Origin of the sequence: Pseudonocardia sp. D17, from assembly GCF_036984265.1 — a bacterium.
In the GTDB taxonomy this organism is placed as follows: Bacteria; Actinomycetota; Actinomycetes; order Mycobacteriales; family Pseudonocardiaceae; genus Pseudonocardia; species Pseudonocardia benzenivorans.
Window position 1 is genome coordinate 1 of record NZ_BPRG01000117.1, and the last position, 4110, is coordinate 4110.

Below are 4110 nucleotides of genomic sequence, written 5' to 3' on the forward strand. Positions count from 1 at the left end.
TCGTCCCCAGCAACGGAAACTAGCCATAACCGAGGCCAGTTCCACCGTTCTTCTGACACTCCCCACGCCGGCGAGCGCGTCCGCCGTGTCGACGGTCGTTGCGACGGCCGGGCCGCTGCGGGGCGGGCGGGCTGACAAGCAGCGGCGGGAGCAGACCTGGCCCGCCCGAAGGAGGCGACGTCTGGTGTTCGACCCCCAGCGCCTTCCGGCGTCACGGGATAACTGCTTTGCCGCAGACGGCGCGGGGTGGACGATTCGCCACCGGGGGAACCCGGCCCGACCCGACAGCAGTTGATCCATGCCGTCTTCGGATGGTTCACGGACCACGAACGAGAGGTGCTGGGATGGCGCAGGAGGGGCAGCCGGTCAACGAGCGGTTCCCGCGGTCGTCGGCATATCACCCGGACTGGGTCCTCGCCGCGGTGAGCGGCGGGGCGAACTCGCTGTGGCTCACCGAGTGGCTGGTCGAGGCGATGGACCTGCACTCCGGGATGCGCGTGCTGGACCTGGGCTGCGGACGCGGCGCCTCGTCGATCTTCCTGCACCGTGAGCTGGGCGTGCAGGTCTGGGCCACCGACCTGTGGTTCGGCGCCGACGAGCGGCTGGCCCGGATCCGCGACGCCGGCGTCGAGCACAGCGTGTTCCCGATCCACGCCGACGCCCGGGCGCTACCGTTCGCCGCAGGATTCTTCGACGCGATCGTCAGCATCGACTCGTTCGTCTACTACGGCACCGACGACCTGTACGCGAGCTACCTCGCCCGCTTCGTCGAACCCGGCGGGCAGATCGGGATCGCCGGGAGCGGGCTGCTCTCCGAGTTCGCCGGGCCCGTGCCCGAGCACCTCGCGGCATGGTGGGAACCGAGCCTCGCGTGCCTGCACTCGGCCGCGTGGTGGCGGCGGCACTGGGAGCGCAGCGGCGTGCTCGCTGTCGAGGTCGCGGACACGATGCCCGACGGCTGGCGACACTGGCTGGAGTGGCAACATGTCGTCGCCCCGGACAACACCGCCGAGATCGACGCCGTCCGGACCGACGCCGGCCGCCACCTCGGTTACGTCCGGGCGGTGGCGCGGCGACCCGAAGCCGCGGTGCTCGACGAGCCGATCACGACCATCCCGGTCGAGTACACGATGGCCCCGCTGACCCGCCCTGGTCATGACGATGCGGGCTGAGCGACGCGTGCCGCGCGCGACCCTGCGATAGGCCCCGTCCCGCGCTTGCCGCTGTCTGCCCCCTGCCGCTGACCTCGCGCCGAGTTCGGTCAGGAGGCCAGACCGGCGCGGGCCTGTGCCTGGCACTGGGCGGTGGTCTGGCCGGTCTGCTCGCGGCACGCCTGCAGCGCGGCGTCGCTGACGGCGCGATGTTCCGCGTCCAGTTTGCGCTGGTAGTCGCGGGCGGCTCTTTCCTTGGCGGCGTTCAGGGCCGGGCAGGACTTGTTCGTGATCGTGTTCGGGTGGGCGGGGTCGCCGAACTTCGCCGGCGCGTTGGGCTCGCACGAGTAGGCGACCTTGGGCTTCCCATTGGCCTTGGGCGCCGTGGGCCGGGCCGGAGCCGGCGTGGGCGGCGGCGTCGGGTCTCGGGTGGTGGCCTGCACGGTTGTCGGCGGTGCCGCAGGTGCGGTGACGGCGGCAGGCGCCGTCGGGGGCGGGACCTGGTCGGAGCAGGCGGTGACGAGCCCCACGGCCAGCACGCCCAAGGGCAGGATGGCCAGGGTGCGGGCGAGGATGGATTCCATGGTGGCGTCAGTCCTTGTATGAGTAGGTCTCGCCGACCAAGTTCGAGCCGAACTCGCAGGAGGCCGTCACCCGACCTTTCGTCACCGAAGAGTTGTTCGTTACGGCGCGACCGAACACGGCGATGGATCCGACTGCCTAGCAACGCTTCTGAGGCGTTTGCGCGGTCTCTCGGGACCGCCAGGCCATGCCCAAGCCGAGCTGCAGTCAAGCGCCCGCTCGCTGCTGTCTCGACGCGCGCGGCCAGCGCCGCTCGTGGTCGACCTTCGGTGAGCCGCCCACGTGGTGCAACTGTGTGCGTCCTCTGCGCCTTCCGCCCCGATCGCCAGTCCTGACGCTGATTCTTCCTCGCGGCGAGGGTTCACCTTTCCGACCCGTCCACCGGGCCGCAAGGCAATTCGTACCGCCCGCCTTCTGCCGGCCGACGGATCGGCTCCCGTCTCGGTGCACCGTGGCTGACCAGCAGCGGTGCCAGGCGGGCGGAGCTCGGCCCACCCGCGCCCCACTAGGGACCCTGCAGGCCGTCGAGGTGTGAAATCACAAAATAGGACCTGCGTCGACGACAATCAGTCCCGGGCACCGCTGCCGCAGGGAAGTACCGCTCGTGGTCCGTCCGTGGCACCTCGAGCGCGAATCTGCCGACGGCCGCGACGGAGCGCCCACCCGAGCCGCTCGACGGACGCCCGCTCTACTTCTGGACGCGGAAGCGGAGCACCGTCACAGGGCCTGACTGCGTGCTGCCGAGAGGTTCCAGGTCGATCCGGCCGAGGCCCGACGTCGAGAAACGCACGCCGTCGCCGAGCAGGACGGGCAGGACGTAGACCAGGACCTCGTCGACGAGCCCTTGCTGCAGGCACTGACTCGCCACGTCGGCACCGAGGATCTCGAGGTTCTTCCCGCCCGCGGCGGCACGCGCCGTGGCGACGGCCTCGGCGAGGTCGCAGGTGAGGAACGTGGCCCCGGGCTCCGGCTCGTCCGGCGGCCGGTGCGTCAGGACGAAGACCGGCCCCCCGTCGTAGGTGGCGTCCCCGCCCGACATCCGTTTGCCGACCTCATAGGTCACCCGGCCGGCCAGCATGGCGCCGGTGGCATGCATGACCTCGGAGAACGCGTACTCGATCTCGTACTCGACGACCCAGTCCATCGCGTCGTCGGGGCCGGCGATGAAGCCGTCCAGCGACATCGCCCTGTTCACAACGACCTTGCCGAGGCCGGCGGCCGAATCGCTCATACCGGTGAAGACCCCCCGTCCGTCACGAACTCATCGTCAAAAGGCGGACCGTCGTCATCACCTCGCAGGCCAGGGCCATTATCGGGCAGGTGCGCAGGGGTGCCCCCGGTGGGATTCGAACCCACACTGTGACCCTTTTAAGGGGAACCAAGATCGACGCCCTCAACGGCCTCTGATCTGCGGCTGAGCTGACGCGTGCGCGCTCGTCGTCCGAACTTCGGCACGTATTCGGCGTGGACCACCCGACCGGACCACGTCGTCGCCCTTCCAACGCTGGGCCCTGGTGCTGATCTCCTCGCGGCGCGGGTTCCACCCTTCCGGCCCGTCGGTCGGGGTGCAAGGCACGCTGTCCCGCCTTGTGCCCCGACCGACGGGCCGGTAGCCGTCTCGGCGCGCCGTGAGGAGGTCAGCACCCCGCCGCACCTCTACTGATCTCTGAGCGGTGCCGGGTGTGGGCGGAGCCCGCAGTTGTTCGCGTTGACACGGCATCGCTAGGACCTACTGTCACCGACGACGTACTGCCCGATTTCCTGACTCCCGGACGCTGCACCGGAGGTAGCTCGTGACCGCTGAGCCTGAGACGACCGAGTCGGGGTTGGCCTCGCTGCGGTGTTGGTGTTGTGGCGCCGAGTTCGCCGAGGTCAGCCTCGTGCACCTCGGTGCCCGGCCAGAGGTGACGATCTGCCTCGACTGCGCGCGCTTTCTCCACCGCCGCGCCCTGGCCCGGCGCGACGAGCATCGATGGACGCCGATGGGCGCGGTGCGCGGAGGTGTGCAGCGGGTCCGAGACTGGGTGATCGAGAACGGATGGCACCAGCGCGGACCTTTGGGAGCGTTCCTGCGCAGGATCGACCGCTTCCTACCGTGAGCGTCCCCGTGCGGGTCGAGGTTCTGCACCACGAGGGCTGTCCTCTGTTCGCCCCGGCGATGGAGTTGGTCCGTGGCTGCGTGCGCGAGCTGGGCGTCGATGCCGTGATCGTCGAGCGCGTTGCCCGCTACCCGTCGCCGACGGTGCTGGTCGACGGTCGCGATGTGATGGGCGTGCCGAGCGACGGGACGCCGGCCGATGCGTGTCGCCTCGACGTGCCGACCCGCGAACGTGTTGCCGATGCTCTGAGATCGGCGTCGTCCTCGGGGTAGGGCCGG

The 4110-nt window shown here is 70.1% G+C and carries 5 protein-coding genes; 3 read left to right on the plus strand and 2 right to left on the minus strand.

Going from position 1 to position 4110, the window contains the following annotated elements:
* Nucleotides 1-344 precede the first annotated feature (344 nt).
* Nucleotides 345-1172 carry an SAM-dependent methyltransferase gene (locus tag PSD17_RS19305; protein ID WP_339123973.1) on the plus strand — a complete coding sequence of 276 codons (828 nt, stop codon included), beginning with the start codon at nt 345-347 and terminating at the stop codon, nt 1170-1172.
* A gap of 89 nt (nt 1173-1261) precedes the next feature.
* Here the strand turns inward: PSD17_RS19305 and PSD17_RS19310 are convergent, their stop codons facing one another.
* Together PSD17_RS19310 and PSD17_RS19315 are read right to left on the minus strand one after the other, a co-directional pair.
* Nucleotides 1262-1735, minus strand: coding sequence for a hypothetical protein (locus tag PSD17_RS19310; protein ID WP_339123974.1), 474 nt, complete (start codon nt 1733-1735; stop codon nt 1262-1264).
* A gap of 686 nt (nt 1736-2421) precedes the next feature.
* Entirely contained in the window at nt 2422-2964 is a 543-nt protein-coding gene (locus PSD17_RS19315; protein WP_339123975.1) for a dihydrofolate reductase family protein, read from the minus strand.
* A 562-nt stretch (nt 2965-3526) separates the two neighbouring features.
* Here PSD17_RS19315 and PSD17_RS19320 point away from each other — a divergent pair.
* Both PSD17_RS19320 and PSD17_RS19325 read left to right on the plus strand, forming a co-directional pair.
* Nucleotides 3527-3832 (plus strand): hypothetical protein, encoded by a 306-nt coding sequence (locus tag PSD17_RS19320; RefSeq protein WP_339123976.1) that lies wholly within the window; start codon nt 3527-3529, stop codon nt 3830-3832.
* Nucleotides 3833-3840: 8 nt separating this feature from the next.
* Nucleotides 3841-4104, plus strand: a complete 264-nt coding sequence (locus PSD17_RS19325) for an alkylmercury lyase (RefSeq protein WP_339123978.1) — start codon at nt 3841-3843, stop codon at nt 4102-4104.
* The last annotated feature ends 6 nt before the right edge of the window (nt 4105-4110 follow it).